We start from the raw sequence: 17,032 nt of genomic DNA, 5'->3' as shown, positions 1-17,032 counted from the left end.
ACTCTCGTGTCGTCGCTCTCCTTCCCTCGCACTCTTCTTGAGAGGACAGTGCCATGCCTTCTGTGCTCGCAGGGCTCTCACGCCTGAACCGGACGCTCGAACGTCTGCTCTATCTCGTCTTGCTGGTGCTGCTGGCAAGCTTCATCGTCTTCATCATCTATCAGATCGCCAGTCGCAACCTGGCCTTCCTGCCTCGCCTGTTCTGGACCGAGGAATTCAGCCGCTTCGCCTTCCAGTGGATGGTGATGCTGGGCACCGCCGTCGGGGTGCTGCATGCCGATCACTTCGTGCTCGAAGCCTTCCCTCGCGGCAGTCGCGCCGACCTCGTCACGCGCTGGATCCGTGATCTCGCCTGCCTGCTGCTGGGGGTACTGTTCATCGTCCACGGCAAGGACTTCGCGCTGTCGGGCCTGCGCCGCAGTGCCATGGCCTCGGGGCTGTCGATGATCTACGTCTATTCGGTGTTCACCGTCAGTGGCGTCTTCATCGTGCTGTTCAGTCTGCAGCGACTCTTGCATGCCTGGCTGTACGGCATGACCGCCATGGAGGCGGCACTCAATACGCCCAACGAGGCGGAAGAACTGGCGACGCCGGAGGAGACGCAGGCCGTCCTGTCCCCCGTCATCGCCGGCCATGCGCATGACGCCACTGACCGGAGAACACTGCCATGATGCCAATGGACTGGCTCTACCTGATGCCCTGGCTGCTGTTCGGCGTGCTGGGCATCCTGATCGTGATCGGCATTCCCATCGCCATGGCATTGGTGCTGACGGCGACCACGCTGATCCTGCTGGACCCGCGTCTGACCTACTGGATCATGTTCCAGCGCATGTACAACGGCATGGATTCCTTCGTGCTGCTGGCCGTGCCGCTGTTCCTGCTCGCCGGCAACCTGATGAATGCCGCGAGGATCACCGACCGCCTGATCACGCTGTGCATGCGACTGGTCGGCCACTTCCGTGGTGCGCTGGCCCACGTCAATGTGCTGGTCAGCATGCTGTTCGCCGGGGTCTCCGGCTCCTCCACCGCTGACAGTGCCGGCGTGGGCACGGTACTGATACCGGCCATGAAGCGCGAAGGCTATCCGGTCAGCTTCGCCGTCGCGGTCACCGCCGCGTCCTCCGTGATGGGCACCATCATCCCGCCGTCGATCAACATGATCGTCTGGGGTGCGCTGACCAACACCTCGATCGCCGGCCTGTTTCTCGGCGGCATTCTGCCCGGCGTGATGATCGGCGTGGCTCAGCTGCTGCTCAATACCCGCTACGTGCGCCGCTACAACGTGCCGGTACGCAAGCGTGCCACCCTCAAGGAGCTGGCAAGCTCCGGCAAGGATGGTCTGCTGGCCTCGGGGATTCCGATCGTGATCATCGGCGGCATCACCCTGGGCATCGTGACGCCGACCGAGGCCGCGGTAATCGCGGTGGTCTATGCGCTGGTGCTGGGCTTCGTGATCTATCGCGAGCTGGATCTCACCAAGCTGCTCAATGCCTCCACCGACACCGTCAGGCTGTGCTCGCTGTCGCTGTTCAGTCTGGTGGGCGCGGCCATCTTCGGGTATCTGATCAGCTTCTATCAGATTCCGCCGAAGCTGATGGCAGGCGTCAGCATCACGGACCCGACCGTGCTGCTCATCGTGATGACCATCGTGCTGCTGGTGATCGGCACCTTCATGGACGCCCTGCCCGCCATGGCGATCATGGCACCCATCTTCTACCCGCTGGCGATGGCGGCAGGCGTGCACCCCGTGCAGTTCGGTGTCATCGGCGTCATGGCGCTGGGCCTGGGGCTGATCACGCCGCCCTACGGCCTATGTCTGATGATTTCCGCCAAGATCGGCGGCATCCCCCTGCTCAAGGCCATGGCGACCACCATGCTGTACCTGGGCGTGATGCTGGCCGTGATCGTGTTGATGATCCTGTTCCCGGAATTCGTGCTGGCGATCCCGCGCCTGATCGCTCCCGATTTCGTCTAGCAGCCCCCTGGCCAGACAGACCTGTCTGTCTGGCCTCATGAACAAGAACGGCCACCCCGGTCTAGACACCGGGGTGGCCGTTCTTGTTTGAGTGGCGTACCCGCCGTCAGGCCAGTCTTTGGGGCGCCAGCCGCTGGATCGCCATCTCGAGGCCACGGATTTCCGCCAGCCCTTTCATGCGCCCATACAGCGGGTACCCCGGGCGGGTCTCGCGGCGTGCATCGTCCAGGATGTGGTGGCCATGGTCCGGGCGCATCGGCAGGGGGGCTCCACCAGACGCCAGGCGGCGGCGCTCTTCTGCCACCAGCACACGGATGATCTCCACCATGTCCAGATCCCCCTCGAGATGCTGTGCTTCATGGAAGGAGCGCTTGTCCTCGCTGTCACGCCCGGTGGCTCTGAGATGAGCGAAGTGGATGTGAGAGGCAAAGCGGCGCGCCATGATGCTGAGATCAATATCCGGATTGGCACCGTAGGAGCCGGTACAGAATGTCAGGCCATTGGCCGGGCTGGGCACGACACCCAGCAGCCAGTCGGCATCCACCATGCTCGAGACCACGCGCGGCAGGCCAAACATCGGCCGCGGCGGATCATCGGGGTGAATGGCCAGTCGAATGCCGACCTCTTCCGCCACCGGCACGATAGCCTTGAGGAAGGTGGCCAGATGCTGGCGCAGGCGCGCGGCGTCAATTCCGTCATAGGCCGCCAGCGCGGCGCGGAATTCCGCCAGGCTGTAGCCCTCTTCTGCACCGGGCAGTCCTGCAATGATAGTGCGGATCAGCCTCTCGCGACTGGCCTCATCCAGCGTCTCGAGATGCTGCCGCGCGGCCTGCTGCTCCTCGCTGGTGTATTCGCGCTCGGCGCCGGGGCGCTCCAGCAGATAGAGATCAAAGGCCGCAAAGGCATCCTGATCGAAGCGCAGGGCCGTGCCACCTTCCGGCAGCTGCCAGGCGAGATCGGTGCGCGTCCAGTCCAGTACCGGCATGAAGTTGTAGCACACCGTGGTGATGCCACACTCCGCCAGATGGCGCAGCGACTGCTGGTAATTGGCGATATGGCGATCACTGCCGGGCGCTGCCTGCTTGATGCTCTCATGGACGGGAATGCTCTCGACCACCGACCACCTGAGACCGGCCGCCTCGATCTGCGCCTTGCGCTCGCGAATGGCGGCCAACGGCCAGACCTCGCCATTGGGTATCTCATGCAGCGCCGTGACGATACCTGTCGCGCCAGTCTGACGAATTTCCTCGAGCGTGATGGGATCCTCGGGACCGAACCAGCGCCATGTCGCTTCCATGTCATCTCCTTGACGGTCAAAAAAGGGGCGGACAACACCCACCGACAAAATATGACAACTTGTGTCAGGTGCTGCCATGCGACCTATGTCGCTGGCGATGACGAGCCAACTCATGTTGCTTCCTGCCACCGACACGGCTCCTCACCGTAAAGCCGTATCGTGGGACTGGGCGAGACCCCCTACCGGCCTGAGATCCACAAAATAAATCCATTAATATCAACATATTGAGCGACATGACGAGTAACGAGTGCAGAACGTTACGCTCGCGTGCCCCACGACGTCCTTCGCGCGCCATGCCGGTCAGCCATGGTGATGAGTGCCATTTTCGCTGCCGACACTAGACTTATTGATCATCCAAAGTTGTCAATATTTGTTTGATAAGTCATCTCAAGCCCCCTATAGTGATCTCGGAAACCCCATCAGACGCACGTGTCGACTGATCACTCTGGCCAGGCACGTTGCCGAGAGCCGAGCCTCCTTACCCATAGACTGACGACGGACGCCATATGACTGCCATTACTTCTACCGAGCACGCCAGCTACGCCGAGCTCTCCTCCGTGACCCGTGAGCGTTTGATGCGCGCTTCCACCGCCTCTCTGCACACCCTGCTCTTCAAGCGTGGCCTGCGAAATACCTTCATCCAGAACGTGGTGCAGATGAACCGCAAGACGACCCACATGGTGGGCCAGGCCTTCACACTGCGGTATATCCCGGCACGCGAAGACATCGACACCGTCGCCGCCTTCCGCGACCCCAAGCACCCGCAACGCCTGGCGGTGGAAACCGTCCCGTCCGGGCATGTCATGGTGTCTGACTGCCGTCAGGATGCCTCGGCCGCCAGTGCTGGCAGCATCCTGCTGACCCGCCTGGAGTATCGTCAGTGCGCCGGTTTCGTCTCCGACGCCGGCATCCGGGATTCCGGCGCCGCCGCCGAGATGAACCTGCCGATCTTCTGCGCCAAGCCCAGCGCCCCGACCAACCTGACCAAGCACCATGCAGTAGAGTTGCAGGTGCCGATCGGTTGCGGCGGCGTGCCGGTCTTCCCGGGCGACGTGCTGGTGGGCGACGCCGATGGCGTGATGGTCATCCCGCTTGAGCTGGCCGACGAAATCGCCGAGGAAGCCAGTCAGATGGAAGATTTCGAGGATTACGTGCTGGAGAAAGTCCGTAACGGCACGCCCGTGATCGGCCTGTATCCGCCGACGGACGAGGCCCGCGCTGAATTCGAACGCTACATGGCAGCCAAGCAGTAATCTGCATGTCGCCCATACCGTCTTGTCCACGGTAGCCCCGGACGACAGGTCACGCCGGCCTGTCGTCCACCGCCCCTCCTGCATCAATGCGTATCGAGTGACCACAACCATAACAACACTGGAGTCGTGCCATGCTCTGTCAAGACAATCGCCAAGACACCCGTCAAGCCAACTCACGTCGTCTCACGCCGAGCGCTCGCTCAAGGACCCGCTCCCGTTCACTGCTGGCGTTGCTCGCCCCGATTGCCCTGTCCGGCATGGTCGCGGCCTCGCCCTTCGTCAGCACCGGTGTGCAGGCTGACTATCCGGTGCGTGACATCCGACTGATCGTGCCGTGGCCCGCCGGCGGCGGCGCCGATGCCATCAGCCGCAAGATCAGCAACCTGGCCGAGCAGGACCTGCCGAAATCGATCTACGTCGAGAACATCGGTGGTGCCATCACCGCCACCGGCCTGATGCAACTCAGCAAGGCCCGTCCGGATGGCCATACCGTCGGCGTGATGACCTATGACAGCATCATCACCCTGCCTCGCGGCAACCTGGTGCCCGGCTACTCGCTGGACCGCATGATTCCCTTCGCTCGCATCACCAAGGAAGCGGACGCCATCGTGGTGTCCAAGCAATCCGGTTACGAGAATTATGAGCAGCTGATCGAGGCGGCACGCGCCAACCCCGGTACCGTGCGTATCGGTGTCGCCCCGCGAGGTTCCGGCCCCTACCTGGCAGTTCGCCGCCTGGAAGCCGCAGCCGGTGTCGAATTCAATGTCATCACCTATCCGGGCTCTTCCACCGCCGAAGCCGAGGCCCTGCTGTCCGGCGAGATCGACGGTGCCATCTCGAGCCTGGGAGACTTCTCCGGCATTCTGGAATCCGGGGATGCCCAGGGCATCGTCGAATTCTCGTCAGAGCAGAACCCCGCCTACCCGGAAGTGCCGCCGATGAGTGAACTGGGTGGCAATCTGGAAACCGGCAGCTTCATCGTGCTGGCCGTGCCCAAGGGCACGCCGGATGAGGTAGTCAGCACGCTGGAGAATGCCTACCACACGGCCTACGAGACACCGGAATTCCAGAAGTGGATCACGGGCGTCGGCGTCACGCCCAGCTGGCTGGGCGGCGATGAGGTCAATGCCTGGATCGAGGATTACCAACAGAAGACCTTCACCGCCATGGATGAACTCGGCCTGTAGACGCGCCGGCAAGCGGCACCGCTGAGTGTCGATGCCACTCGACGTCTACCCGTCCTCCTTCACTTCCATCGTCAAGCGGCGTCCGGCAACGGGCGCCGTCAAGGAATTCTGTCATGTCCTCATCCGCTTCCCCTCCCCGACGCCACTGGTTGATCAGCGGGGCGACACCGCTGACGCTGGTCATGACGGCCGTCAGTGCGCTCTATCTGATCAGCGCCTTCCAGATGGCGCCGCCATTGGACAATGGCCGCCTGACGGCCTCGTTCTTCCCTGCCCTCATCGGGTGCATCGCGCTCGTGCTCTGCGTGGCTCAGCTAATCAGCCAGCACCGCGCCAGCCGCGGCGCTGCAGCGGATGACGGCAAGGAGTCTTCCACGACCGACGGCGACGCCAGCGCACCGCTGTTCTCACCGGCGCTGCGCCTGATGCTGGTGACCGCCCTCTATATCCTGGCGTTTTCGCACCTGGGGTACCTGCTAGCGTCCGCGCTCTATGTCTTCAGCGTGATGCTGCTGTTCTCGGGGCGTGAGAAATGGATCAGCAAGGCATTGATCGCCTGCGCCATCTCCGCACTGGGCTATCTGCTCTTCGAACAACTCTTCAATGTCCACCTGCCGACCTTCGAGCTGTCCGCTCTCGTCGCCACGAGTGGAGGATGACGCATGGAATTCATCGCTCAGGTATTTTCAAGCTTCGCCCTGCTGCTGGACCCGGTCATCCTGTTCTACGTGGTCGCCGGCTTCGTCATCGGCACCATCTTCTCGGCCATCCCGGGCCTGACCGCCACCCTGGCGCTCGCCCTGCTGTTGCCGCTGACCTATAGCCTGGACGTGACTACCGCCCTGATGGCGTGTGCCAGCATCTACATGGCCGGCATGTGCGGCGGCAGCATCACCGCCACCACCATCAACATCCCCGGCGCGCCCTCCTCGATGATGACGGCACTGGAAGGCTATCCCATGCAACAGCGTGGCGAAGGTGCCCTGGCACTGGGTCACGCCTCCTTCGGTTCGATGGTCGGCGGTAGTCTCGGCGCATTGCTGTTGATCGTGCTGGCACCGTTCATCGCCGAAGCCTCACTGCTGGTCAAGACCACCGGCAAGTGCGCGCTGATCGCCTTCGCGCTGATCGTGATCGTGGTCGCCCAGCGCGGCAACATCCGCAAGGCCGGCATCACCGCCTGCCTGGGCCTGATGCTGGCGACGATCGGGCTGGACGCCATGCAGCCACTGGCGCGCTTCACCTTCGGCATCAGTGAGCTGACTGCCGGGATCGACCTGATGCCGGTCATCATCGGCACCTTCGCCATCAGCGAGCTGCTGATCCAGGTCGGCAATCGCAAGAAGGACGCCGCCATCCGCCAGCAGCTCAAGGCCAGCCAACAGCTCAAGCGTCGTGATTTCATTCCGCCGCTGAGCGCCATTCGCGAGATCGGCATCGGCTGCTATCTGAAGTCGACGCTGATCGGCTACATGGTCGGCACCCTGCCCGGCGCGGGCGGTTCGATGGGCGGCTTTCTCGCCTACGTGGAAACCGTGCGCACCTCGAAGAAGCCCGAGAGCTTCGGCAAGGGCAATCCCCAGGGCATCGCCGCCGCCGAAAGTGCCAACAATGCCGTCTGTGGTGGCGCTCTGGTGCCGATGCTGACCTTCGGGATTCCGGGCGATCCGGTCACGGCCATCGTGCTGGGCGTACTGGTGATCAACGGCATCCAGCCGGGGCCGCAACTGATGGCGTCACAATCCGGACTGATCGCGCCGATGCTGGCCTCGCTGCTGTTCAGCGCCCTGATCCTGATTCCCCTGACGCTCTATCTGATGGGCCCCTACTTCCTGCGCATCGTCACCATCCGCAAGGACGTGCTCTACGGCGCCATCGCATTGCTGGCCGTCGTCGGCAGCTTCGTGGCCACCTACTCCGTGTTCCAGATGATGATGACGCTGGTGCTGGGCATCGTCGCCTACCTGATGCGCAAGCATGATTACCCGGTGATCACGCTGCTGCTCGGCTTCATTCTCGGCCCGAATCTGGAAGAGTTCCTGCGCCGCGCGCTGACGCTCTCCAACGGCAACCCGATGACCTTCATCACCACGCCGGACAGTCTGTTCTTCGTCGTGTTGACGGTGGTCTTCGTCTACTTCCTCGGTATCCGCAAGCCGGTGCAGCTCAAGCAGACGACCCCCGAGAAGTCAGGCTCGACGGGCTGAACGCTCCTTCGCGTCTCGCACCTGCGAGGCGCTGAGTGATCCAGGCAAGAGTCGCCTGAAACGCTAGACGTCGGTGAAAGACAAGACAGCCCGCCATCCATGATGGCGGGCTTTTATGCGTTATCGCAAATAAACCGGACCCGAGTGATTCTCTTTCCGTGACTACGATATATTTACGTGACAAGTATCACATCGCATACTGGCCGGCGAAGACTCGATGAAATCAGTCCTCTCATAACAATATTGAATTGAATGATAGGGAACATCATATGAAATATTTCGCTGGCATTGCCATATCGTTTGGATTGTTTTCAGGGTGTGCCGCTCTGCAGTCAGAACCCGCTCACTACGACAATAAACAGAACGCTTTCCTGGCTCCTGGCTTCCCGATGGAACGCGTCAACAAGCCTGAAGGGTTCAATGTTGTCGCCATTGATTCAAGCAGCGAAGTCAAGGACTACACAGCTACCGCTGCGGATGGGCAAGCAAACGAGAATATGCAGGCTGTCGCTTGGAATACCACGGAAGATAACACCGCGGTAATGACAGTTGCAGCTTTCAAGCTGACCATTGGATCGCGCTACCTTGAAGAAACCGATACCGATGGCTACACGTTCCAGGGTAGACACAAGATTCAATACAAATTCTCTGATGGTCGTTTTCAGGATCTAGTGCCAGATACCAGCATGCTTCCACATTTAGCGCCTGATTGTGCAATATCCATTACTCTCGGTAGCAATAATGGACGCAAACGAATCGTCGGCACCTATGTGGAAGGCGTGACCTGCTACGATCTGCCGTTGATCAATGATTATCATCGCGAGCAACTTCGCCAGAAAGCCTTCCGTCTGTTCGGTCTGAAATAACGCGACTCAGTACATGCCTCTGGCACCGCTTATCGCCAGAGGCATCGGTTGATTCTCACCCTCTACCGCCCCGGCTCACCTACCACAGCGCAATCCGCTCGCGCCTGACAGGCTCGTGACGACTCAGGAGAGGCGTCTGACGATAAATTGTGCAAGGATCTTGCAACCAGTTAGTGAGAACGATTAGCATTGCCAACCGTTAGATATAACTATTCAAGCAAGGGAATCCACGTGCATCTCCGTCTCCATCCGCTTACCGCCGCCGTCCTTTCCGCCAGCGCATTGACTCTCGGCGCCACGAGCCATGCGCTCGCCGGCGACATGTCCACGCTTGTCGTCAGCGAAGACCGTCTTGAACAGAATGTCGTGATCAGCGCCGAAGAGATCGAAGAACGCCAGGCTCGTGACCTGGAAGACCTCTTCCGTGCCGAACCGGGGGTCAGTGTCGGTGGCGGCATCGCCATCGGCCAGAAGGTCTATGTTCGTGGACTGGAAGACACCAACCTGAACGTCACCATCGATGGCGCGCGTCAGGGTGGCTATCTCTTCCACCATACCGGCCGACTGACCATTGACCCTGCCCTGCTCAGGCAGGCGGAAGTCGATACCGGCCCTGCGACGGCGGATGATGGCCCGGGGGCGCTTGGCGGCAGCCTCCGCTTCGAGACCAAGGATGCGCAGGATCTGCTCAAGCCCGGTCAGGATATGGGGGCACGCGTCTCCGTCGGTACCGAGAGCGCGGCGGACGCCACCTCCGGCACCACGGCGTTCTATGGTCGTCTGGGAGAGAATCTCGGTCTGATGGGATATGTCAGTGGTCGCAACAGCGATGATTATGAGGTCGGCGGTGGCGGTGAGCAGGAACAGACCGCAGGCCAGCAGCGCGGCTACCTGCTCAAGATGTCTCTGCTTGACGTCAATGATCAGGACCTGCGCATCAGTGCCGAGCGCACGACCGATCACGGCACCTACTTCACACGCCCTCACATGCCGAGCTTCAGCAGCCAGCAGCCGACCTATCAGGAAATGGAGCGTGAGACCTTTACTGTCAATCACGCCTGGCACCCGGGCAATGACCTGATCGATACGAAGACCACCCTCTATCACACCACCCAAGAACTGGATCGTGTCGAAAGTGGCAGCACCAGCCGCTCCCGCGAATTCGGCGCGGATGTTCGCAACACCTTCCGTCTGAAGACGGGTGATGTGGCGCATGCCCTGACGACTGGCGTGGACTTCTATGATCAGGACACCCGTCGCTCCGATGACGCAGGCAGCTCTGGCCCCAACAACGAAGACACCTCACGCAACCTGGGAGTCTACGCCCAGAACCGCATGACACTGGGCCCGTGGGCTCTGTCCGTTGGCGCGCGCCTGGATGATTACGACAGCGATTACGGCGAGGCGGGTAGCGTCAGTGGCAGCGAGGTCTCCCCCAACGCGATTCTGAGTGTCGATGCCACTGACAACCTGACCCTGCATGCCGGTTACGGCGAGGCCATCCGGGGTGCCAAGGCGCGGGAAGTGATCCTGATCGGGGATGATGTCACCATCGCGGAAGGGCTTGAGCCGGAACGCGCTCGCCAGCGCGAGATCGGTCTCGATTGGCACCAGCAGGATGCGTTGACCCAGGGCGATCGCCTCGGCTTCGCGCTGACCGGCTTTCATACCGATATCGAGAACTACCAGGCCTATGATCGCGGCAGTGATCCGGCGGTGCTCTACAACCTGGATGGCGACGTCGAGAGTCGTGGCTATGAAGCCAGCCTGAACTGGGGAGTCGGTGGCTATGACACCCGCCTGGGCTACGCCAAGGTCGTCATGAAGAACAACGACGGCGACCCGCTGGGTGACGAGATGAACATCGGTGCCTCCACCGGCGACAAGTGGACCTGGGATCACCAGTACCGTCTTGCGCACCACGACATCACGCTGGGCTACACCCTCAATGCGGTGGAGCGCCTGGAGCGCGTGGCACAAGGCGATGAGGAAAAGCCGGGCTACGTGACGCACGACATCCGCGCCCAGTGGACACCGGCCGCCTGGCAGGATCTGACTCTGACCTTGGCAGTCAACAATCTGTTCGACAAGCGCTATAGCGATCACAGCAGCTACCTGCTCAGCAGTGGCGACAGCATGCTGGAGCCAGGTCGTGACATCCGGCTGGGTGCCAGCTACCGCTTCTGAGTTCATCCGCTGTTTGCGGGTCAGTCAGCCGATGCTCGCGATGCGTTGACTGTCAGATTGCCCCACAGGCCTGCCTGTGGGGCTTTTTCGTGTCCGGACCACCCGCCTTGCACCTGACGCGCCGGTGTCAGCCCGCCTGCTCGGTCTCGGCGTCCTGTTGCTTGGCCAGCTTGTGACCATCTTCTGACTGACCGATCTTCCAGTAGCTCGAGACATAGAAGTGGGACTTGGGAATCTCGTAGGCCTGCTTGAGGTGAGCACGTAGCGCACGCATGCTGCCGAATTCACAGGCAGCCCAGACAGAGATCTGACCTTCCAGTCTCGGCAACGAGGCTACCTTCTCCAGCAGCGGCTGGCCTTCCGGGTCTGGCTGCGGGTTGATCAGCCAGTGCAGCTCGATTCCCGGCGGGTGCTCAAGCGTCTGGATGTCAGCCGCATCCGGCACTTCAATGATGGCGTGTCCTCGGGCATCCGCCGGCAGCTCGGCCAGATTGACGCTGATCGCCGGCAACGCCGTCATGTCACCCGCCAGCAGGAAGCTGTCGGCCGCCATGTTGATCAACTTCCTGGGCCCCGGGCCGCCGATGGTGATGCTGTCACCCGGCCTGGCGCTGGCCGCCCAGACAGACGCCGGGCCTGCCTCTTCATGCAGCACGAAATCGACATCGATCTCGGTCGCGCGCTGATGACGAATGGTGTAGGTGCGCATCATCGGTCGCTCACCTTCCCCACGCGCGAAGACCAGCTTGATGTAGGCACTCTCCTGGCCTTCGGGAAGGGAGCCGATATTCTCGCCCCCCAGCGTCACGCGCAACATGTGTTCGGTGACACGCTGGGTACGAATCACCTCGAGGTCTCGCATCGCGGGCTTGGCCATCTCACGCACTCCTGTCGTCGTTGCCATTGGGCACATCAGCACTGAAATCCCCGCATGCGGAGACGTTGTCCATCATGCGAGTCGCCGTGTTCAGAAAGGCCGCGATCTCCTCATCACCGAGATCACCGGCCATGCGCTGGGCCGTCTCCTGTTCCAGCACCTTGACTCGCTCCAGCATGTCACTCCCCGCCGCGGATACCTGCAGCAGCTGACTGCGCCGGTCCTGCGGATTCTGGTGTCGTGACACCAGCCCGCGGGTCTCCAGCTCGTTCAGGACGCGAGTGACACGCCCCTTGTCCTGCCCGAGCAGCTGCCCGACCTTGTGGGCGGTGCATTCGGGAACCCGGACAATGCTCTTCAACATCCGGATGTGCAGGACAGGCAAGTCGATGCCGTGCTGCTGGATGCCATCGCGCAGCTGCTTGCGATAGACGTGCATCAGACGATGCAGCACTTCATGCAAAGCGGTCGTTGCCATGGTCTTCCATCAGTTGGTTGCTAAAGGGCAACTATATGGGCGGTTGGTTGACACTGTCAACAAATATCCAAAGAGGACGTATTCTCATTGGCTCGCCCAACTCAGTCGCCCAACTCAGTCCCGCCTGGCAACTCCGCCACCCGGACGCATTTCATGCGCCATGAGAGGCGTGAATTCAACGACTTGCCCCATGGCCGCCACCCTCAGGAAACTGCTAATGTCGTGACTATCACTTCCGACACTCCACGAGGCATCAATGGCCGAACTCTGCCTGCTGTTTGACTCCGACGGGACTCTGGTAGACAGCGAAGTCCTCCTCGCCGAGGCCATGTCCAGCACCCTGCCCCGCTATGGTCTGCCGTTTACCAGCGACCGCTATATGAACGAGTTTCGCGGCATGCGTTTCATGAGTATCGTGCGCACGCTGGAGGCAGCTCATGGCGTTCTGGAAGAAGAGCCCACACTGCGCATGGAGCGGGAGATGCGAGCGCTGCTGGAAGAGTTGATGAGGGCGCGCCTGACAGCGATGCCCGGCATGTCAGCCGCCTTGATGGAACTTGAAGGCTATCCCTGTGGCGTGGTGTCCAATGGGCCCGAGCGCAAGGTGCGTCTGGCGTTGGACACGACGCGGCTGGCACGCTTCTTCGATGGGCATATCTTCAGTGCCTATACCCTGGGAGTGTGGAAACCGGACCCGCGAATCTATCGGCTCGCCGCCGAGCAGATGGGCTTTGCGCCCTCACATTGCGTGGTGATCGATGACGCCATCGTCGGGGTACAGGCAGGATTGGATGCCGGCATGCAGGTCATCCACTTCGCCCACCACGACGACGGCCATGAAACGCCGCATGGTGCATTGCGCATGCACCACGCGCGCGAGCTGCCGAGGCTGGTAGCGCAGATCTCACAACGGCTCGCTGCGCAGTACTAGTCGTCGTCGCGCCTTCTCCCTCAAATCCCGCTCCATGAAAATCCCGTCCCTCGAGGCGGGATTTTCATGCCTGCTGCTCATGGTGTGACTCGCCTTGCCTGTCGCAGCTACCAATACGCCCGTTCGCGAATATCGCAACCCGCCCTCCTGATACAAATAGGCAATTTTTAGCGACTAAAGCGCCTATATATCACCCTTCCCGATATCTATAGTGCCTCTACAGCAAACCCGCGCAAGACACGCAAGGCTCGCAGGACACGACCGCACGGACAGCCAGACGCAGCTGTCATGCGCGTCCCTGACGTGATCAGAGCGCAACCGCCGCACACCTGATATCAGGATCATGACCATGACTCGCAATACTCCCTTTGGCCCCCAGGGCTGGACCCCGGACAGAATCGGCTCGCTTGTCGGCAAGACCTATGTCATCACCGGCGCCAATAGCGGCGCGGGTTTTCAGGCAACGCGCATATTGCTGAGCAAGGGGGCGGGCGTCGTGATGTTGAATCGCAACCCGACCAGATCAGAGGTCGCCATCGCGGCGCTGCAAGAGGAGTTTGGCCCCGCGGCGAATGTCAAACATATCCGCATGGATCTGGCGGAACTGGCCTGCGTACGCAGCGCGGCCGCGGAAGTGCTGGAGAAGGTTCCGCAGATCGATGCCCTCATCTGCAATGGCGCCATCGCTCAGGTCTCCCGACAGCAACTCACCGTCGATGGTTTCGAAAGTCAGCTGGGCGTGAATCATTACGGGCATTTCCTGCTGTGCGGGCTGCTGTTCGAGCGCATCGATGCCTCCCACGGGCGAATCGTCGTGGTCTCCAGTGAAGGCCACAAGATGGGCCTCAAAACCATCCAGTTCGACGACATGAACTGGGAGCACAACTATCACCCGAACAAGGTCTATAGCCACAGCAAGCTGGCACAGATGATGTTCGCCTATGAATTGCAGGACAGGATTGAGGCGGCCGACCGCCAGGTAAACGTCCTTGTCTGCCATCCAGGCGCGTCCAACACCTCATTGATTCGAGACAACGCCAACCTGGCGACTCGACTCAGCTGGGCATTGATGGTGAAGACAGGGATGGCGCAGACGGCAGAGAAAGGCGCTTACCCGGAGGTCATGTGCGCCACCGAGGAGCCCCTCAAGCAGCGAGCCTACTACGGCCCGACAGGGCTCATGAATTTTGGCGGTCCGGTGGGCGAGTGTGAATTGGGGGAATTCGTTCTCGATAAGCGCACCATGACCCGGCTCTGGCAAGTCTCTGAGCAGGCAACGCGGTTTCGCTGGTCAATCTGATCTTTTGCTGACCATCGCCCTTCCCGCCCATCTTCAGGGACGCGTAGTCATAAGCTGTGTACCTATGGGAAGTGACACCCTGGGAGTCGAAACGATGACCGCGGCAATATTCTTGGCAGGAGCCCTCATGTTGCACACGAACCTCTCGCTTGCCGACAGCCTTTACGAGGAAATGCATGCCCCGGAGACGTCCATTCAGGACAGTGAAGGCAATCTCTATCGCACCGTGAAGATCGGCGATCAGACCTGGCTTGCCGACAACCTCAAAACGACTCGCTACCAGGATGGCTCTCTCATCAGGACGGCCTTCATCCCCGAGGATGATCCCGACAATCTGCTGCCATATGGCCGTCTATATGACTGGCACGATGTCAGTGATGAACGCAATCTATGCCCGGTGGGCTGGAGAGTCGCCTCGGATGAAGACTGGAAGACACTGGAACGCACCATTGGCATTGCGGAGAAGGATATCGAGTCGACGGGATGGCGTGGCGATGACGATATCGCCATCACGCTCAAGGCGGCTCAACCTGACTCCCTGTTGAGGTCCTTTGATCAGGCACGCATCAACCTCACCGGCTTTTCTGCCAGGCCGGCGGGCGTCAAGTGGAAGGGCTGGTATATCACCCAAGGGGCGTACACGGAATTCTGGACCCGCACGGAGGCCACACCGGCGAAAGCGTTTGCCAGAACATTGGCCTACTCCTGGTGGAATACCCACAAGGGCGAGATCCGCCGAGCGACACTGGGCAAGGATGGCATGTTCTCGGTGAGATGCGTAAAGGAGTGATCAGGTCACAATACTGGGGGTAGGTGGAGGGGCACAGCCGGTAGCGAGATAGGCGCAAGGAGCGCTTGAGCAAGGACTCTGGGCCGCTGAGTCACGCTGATTGAAGACATTCGGGCATCAGCGATTGCAAGCGTGATTCAATGAAAGTCCTTGCTGAAGGGTTCCTGCCGGTTCCGGGAGCAAGATGACATCGTCATGGTCAAGCGTCTTTCCGCAAATGGCGGGCTTCACGTTATTGTATCGTGCTGATCATTGCAGGCTGGCAGCTAGCGCTCAGAAAGACTCGACCGGGGTGTCACGCACCTCCATCCCGGAGGTGATATCGGCTATCAGGCGCTCTCGCTCAAGGCATGTTCGATGCGGGTAGCAGGGACACTCTTGCCGGCATCATTCACGAAATCCGTCGCGTGATTCTTGTCTTCAATGGCCCACTTGCGAGCATGTCCGCGGCTGCCTTCCTCACTCAAGGCATGCTGCACTCTGCCTGCCGCCACGCTCATGCCGCTTTCCACATAAAATTGCGTGCTACGCTCGGCTGGCTGCGCCTGCCCCATGATACGGCTCTCGCTCAATGCCTCACGGACACGGGTGTCGCTTTCGCCATTGTCGGCAAGCGCTGCATTGCTCGCAGCACACAGGGCAGCTGTCACACACAGTACTTTCATGGCTTTCATGATGTCACTTCTCGTCTTTTCGATGGGTAGATAAGATCTATCAAACTTGCGATTTTCCAAACGTCAGATTGATGCAACGCAAGATGGATAGAGCGTAAAATTGATAGAACGTAAAATTGATGGAATACGGAATTGATACGTCAGGTTCGTGGCACTCAAGGCCTGTGAGCCAGTTGCGTTGTCAGCCGATAGATTCCCCGAACAGACTTCACCGGCCAGCCCTGGCCACGCCTTGCCTCACATATTGAACTTCACCAGCGTCACGATACGTGACAGGCCCTGGGCCGCTGCCAATGACTGCGCAGTATTGCCACGCGCATCCTTGAGCGAAGGGTCCGCACCGGCTTGCAGCAGCTGCTTGATGATGTCTTCGTTGCCGAACAGGGACGCCATCATCAGTGCCGTCTGGCCACTGTAATTGCGATGATTCACATCACAGTCGGTATTGGCGAGCAGCCACTTGGCTGTCTCGTCAAAGCCACGAAACGCTACGCCCATGAAGGCATTGCTGCCCTTCTCATCCAGAGCACAGGCATCAGCACCAGCGGACTTCAGCAGCGCCAGGGTGTCGGTATGCCCGTAGTAGGCCGCGAGAATGAACGGTGTATAGCTTCGCGAGTTGGTGACGGAAAGGTCACCGCCCTGCTGAACATATTCCTGGATCGCGGCATTGTCGCCGTCGCGTGCGGCATCGAAGATATCGATGTCGTCAGCCGCGACAGCCTGACCCGCCATGACCATCAGCAGCAGACTGGCCAACACCGCCAGCCATCTTCTGCCCAGGCCGTGTTGCGGCCCGCTGTGGTCTGTGGCTCGCATCGCATGGTGCATCTTGCGCTCCTCTCTGATAATGCTCTGATGTTGCTCTCGTGTTGCGGCCGGCAGAGGAGCGCAAGCTCCCCTGCCGAGTGAAACAGGCCCGGGACTTCCGGGCAGCGGTTGATCGCGATCGCATCACGCTTATCTTCCTGAGCTCTGCTTTCTGAGCTCTGCTTTCTGAGCTCTGCTTT

16 protein-coding genes are annotated in these 17,032 nt (G+C 60.6%); 11 read left to right on the top strand and 5 right to left on the bottom strand.

What is annotated here, in order from left to right; translation table 11 throughout:
* Nucleotides 1-53 precede the first annotated feature (53 nt).
* Nucleotides 54-671, top strand: a complete 618-nt coding sequence (locus QD228_RS08880) for a TRAP transporter small permease subunit (RefSeq protein ID WP_077377595.1) — start codon at nucleotides 54-56, stop codon at nucleotides 669-671.
* Complete coding sequence (locus QD228_RS08875; protein WP_084208372.1) at nucleotides 668-1,975, top strand: TRAP transporter large permease; 1,308 nt, start codon at nucleotides 668-670, stop codon at nucleotides 1,973-1,975. Before QD228_RS08880 ends, QD228_RS08875 begins: the two co-directional genes overlap by 4 nt.
* 106 nt (nucleotides 1,976-2,081) lie before the next feature.
* On the opposite strand, the gene uxuA is transcribed toward QD228_RS08875, so the two are convergent.
* Complete coding sequence (gene uxuA, locus QD228_RS08870) at nucleotides 2,082-3,272, bottom strand: mannonate dehydratase (protein WP_279875244.1); 1,191 nt, start codon at nucleotides 3,270-3,272, stop codon at nucleotides 2,082-2,084.
* A gap of 506 nt (nucleotides 3,273-3,778) precedes the next feature.
* Here uxuA and QD228_RS08865 point away from each other — a divergent pair.
* The 6 genes from QD228_RS08865 to QD228_RS08840 all read left to right on the top strand — a co-directional run bounded on the left by QD228_RS08865 (nucleotide 3,779) and on the right by QD228_RS08840 (nucleotide 10,972).
* Nucleotides 3,779-4,525: a ribonuclease activity regulator RraA gene (locus QD228_RS08865; protein WP_077377604.1), complete on the top strand. Its 747-nt coding sequence runs from the start codon at nucleotides 3,779-3,781 to the stop codon at nucleotides 4,523-4,525.
* A 131-nt stretch (nucleotides 4,526-4,656) separates the two neighbouring features.
* On the top strand, nucleotides 4,657-5,712 hold the full coding sequence (locus tag QD228_RS08860; RefSeq protein ID WP_240499698.1) for a tripartite tricarboxylate transporter substrate binding protein: 1,056 nt from the start codon (nucleotides 4,657-4,659) through the stop codon (nucleotides 5,710-5,712).
* A 113-nt stretch (nucleotides 5,713-5,825) separates the two neighbouring features.
* Complete coding sequence (locus QD228_RS08855; RefSeq protein ID WP_279875242.1) at nucleotides 5,826-6,371, top strand: tripartite tricarboxylate transporter TctB family protein; 546 nt, start codon at nucleotides 5,826-5,828, stop codon at nucleotides 6,369-6,371.
* A 3-nt stretch (nucleotides 6,372-6,374) separates the two neighbouring features.
* Nucleotides 6,375-7,919, top strand: coding sequence for a tripartite tricarboxylate transporter permease (locus QD228_RS08850; RefSeq protein ID WP_279875241.1), 1,545 nt, complete (start codon nucleotides 6,375-6,377; stop codon nucleotides 7,917-7,919).
* 269 nt (nucleotides 7,920-8,188) lie between these two features.
* Complete coding sequence (locus tag QD228_RS08845) at nucleotides 8,189-8,785, top strand: hypothetical protein (RefSeq protein ID WP_084208369.1); 597 nt, start codon at nucleotides 8,189-8,191, stop codon at nucleotides 8,783-8,785.
* A gap of 231 nt (nucleotides 8,786-9,016) precedes the next feature.
* On the top strand, nucleotides 9,017-10,972 hold the full coding sequence (locus tag QD228_RS08840) for a TonB-dependent receptor (RefSeq protein WP_279875239.1): 1,956 nt from the start codon (nucleotides 9,017-9,019) through the stop codon (nucleotides 10,970-10,972).
* Between the two features lie 127 nt (nucleotides 10,973-11,099).
* Here the strand turns inward: QD228_RS08840 and QD228_RS08835 are convergent, their stop codons facing one another.
* Both QD228_RS08835 and QD228_RS08830 read right to left on the bottom strand, forming a co-directional pair.
* The gene (locus QD228_RS08835) at nucleotides 11,100-11,849 is read right to left on the bottom strand and encodes a siderophore-interacting protein (protein WP_279875238.1); all 750 of its coding nucleotides are present in this window, start codon (nucleotides 11,847-11,849) and stop codon (nucleotides 11,100-11,102) included.
* A gap of 1 nt (nucleotide 11,850) precedes the next feature.
* Nucleotides 11,851-12,327 (bottom strand): MarR family winged helix-turn-helix transcriptional regulator, encoded by a 477-nt coding sequence (locus tag QD228_RS08830; RefSeq protein ID WP_279875236.1) that lies wholly within the window; start codon nucleotides 12,325-12,327, stop codon nucleotides 11,851-11,853.
* Nucleotides 12,328-12,583: 256 nt separating this feature from the next.
* Between QD228_RS08830 and QD228_RS08825 the strand changes: the two genes are divergently transcribed.
* From QD228_RS08825 to QD228_RS08815, 3 genes are all read left to right on the top strand, one after another.
* Complete coding sequence (locus QD228_RS08825) at nucleotides 12,584-13,258, top strand: HAD-IA family hydrolase (protein WP_279875235.1); 675 nt, start codon at nucleotides 12,584-12,586, stop codon at nucleotides 13,256-13,258.
* 349 nt (nucleotides 13,259-13,607) lie between these two features.
* Entirely contained in the window at nucleotides 13,608-14,558 is a 951-nt protein-coding gene (locus QD228_RS08820; protein WP_279875234.1) for an SDR family oxidoreductase, read from the top strand.
* A gap of 127 nt (nucleotides 14,559-14,685) precedes the next feature.
* Nucleotides 14,686-15,348 carry a fibrobacter succinogenes major paralogous domain-containing protein gene (locus QD228_RS08815; RefSeq protein WP_279875233.1) on the top strand — a complete coding sequence of 221 codons (663 nt, stop codon included), beginning with the start codon at nucleotides 14,686-14,688 and terminating at the stop codon, nucleotides 15,346-15,348.
* Between the two features lie 329 nt (nucleotides 15,349-15,677).
* On the opposite strand, the gene QD228_RS08810 is transcribed toward QD228_RS08815, so the two are convergent.
* Both QD228_RS08810 and QD228_RS08805 read right to left on the bottom strand, forming a co-directional pair.
* Complete coding sequence (locus QD228_RS08810) at nucleotides 15,678-16,022, bottom strand: hypothetical protein (RefSeq protein ID WP_191237272.1); 345 nt, start codon at nucleotides 16,020-16,022, stop codon at nucleotides 15,678-15,680.
* 237 nt (nucleotides 16,023-16,259) lie between these two features.
* Nucleotides 16,260-16,853, bottom strand: a complete 594-nt coding sequence (locus QD228_RS08805; RefSeq protein WP_279875232.1) for an ankyrin repeat domain-containing protein — start codon at nucleotides 16,851-16,853, stop codon at nucleotides 16,260-16,262.
* Nucleotides 16,854-17,032: the final 179 nt, after the last annotated feature.

Origin of the sequence: Cobetia sp. 3AK (assembly GCF_029846335.1) — a bacterium.
In the GTDB taxonomy this organism is placed as follows: domain Bacteria; phylum Pseudomonadota; class Gammaproteobacteria; order Pseudomonadales; family Halomonadaceae; genus Cobetia; species Cobetia marina.
Note: the sequence above shows the minus strand (reverse complement) of the source record. Positions and strands in the feature narration are given on the sequence as shown.